We start from the raw sequence: 1,089 nt of genomic DNA, 5'->3' as shown, positions 1-1,089 counted from the left end.
CCGAAAAGTGATAGAGCAGTACTTTTCACCTAAACACAAACTAAGCAGCCAGAGCTTTTTACATTATCAGCCTTGTATTGCTGCTGAGAAATGGAAGTGGCAAGGGTTGAACATTGAGGTACTTTGGCCTCCTAAACCTGTTGTACGTGCATACAACCCCCACTCTTGTGTCATCAGTCTGGAAGACCCTAGTACAGGTTTTAAAATGTTGTTTACTGGTGATATCGAAGCCATCAGCGAATGGATACTGCTTCGAGAGCCAGAAAAGCTGCGCAGTGATGTAATGCTAGTGCCGCATCATGGAAGCAAAAGCTCTTCTAACCTTAAGTTTATCAATGCTGTTGAGCCTAGTTTGGCTATTGCTTCAACGGCAAAACTAAACCAGTGGGGAATGCCCGCACCTGAAGTCGTTCAGGCCTATACCGATAGTGGTGTTAGTTGGTTAGACACTGGAAGTGATGGCCAAATAACAATCTTACTTGATGGCAATAACTGGCGTTTTGAAAGTAAACGTCGTGAGACAATTGAGCCTTGGTATAGGCAGATGCTGCGTAACCGAGTAGAATAAGAGTCTTACTGTAAGAAAATAAAGCACTTCTATGTCGATAAATACTGATGAAACGACTTGGCAGACGTTTAAACGTCTTTGGCAATTTATCCGCCTTTACAAGTCTGGCCTTATCGTTGCCGTCATTGCATTAGTGATTAATGCTATCTCTGATACTTATATGATTTCCCTACTAAAACCGCTTCTCGATGAAGGTTTTGGTAATGCGGATTCTGATTTTCTACGTACACTTCCTTTAATTATATTTGTCATGATGTTCATTCGTGGCACGAGTGGTTTTGTCTCCACTTATTGTTTGAGTTGGGTCTCTGGCAATGTGGTGATGCTAGTACGACGCATGGTGTTTAATCACTTTATGCACATGCCTGTATCGTACTTTGACAAAGAAAAAACGGGTAACTTGCTTTCTCGAATCACTTACGATTCAGAGCAAGTCTCTGCGGCGACGAGCCAAGCGTTAGTGAGCATCGTACGTGAAGGCGCAAGCATTATTGGTTTGCTTGTTCTGATGTTTTACAACA

The 1,089-nt window shown here is 42.5% G+C and carries 2 protein-coding genes; both read left to right on the top strand.

Features of this window, described 5'->3' with window-relative positions:
- Positions 1–568: ComEC/Rec2 family competence protein (locus R7Z77_RS24075; RefSeq protein WP_411913205.1), on the top strand; the 568-nt coding region annotated here is incomplete at its 5' end.
- 31 nt (positions 569–599) lie between these two features.
- Positions 600–1,089 (top strand): ABC transporter transmembrane domain-containing protein (locus R7Z77_RS24070; protein ID WP_318136888.1); only part of this gene is annotated, 490 nt, incomplete at its 3' end.

The organism is Vibrio sp. 1401, assembly GCF_033340295.1.
This window is presented reverse-complemented; position numbering and strand designations above follow the sequence as displayed.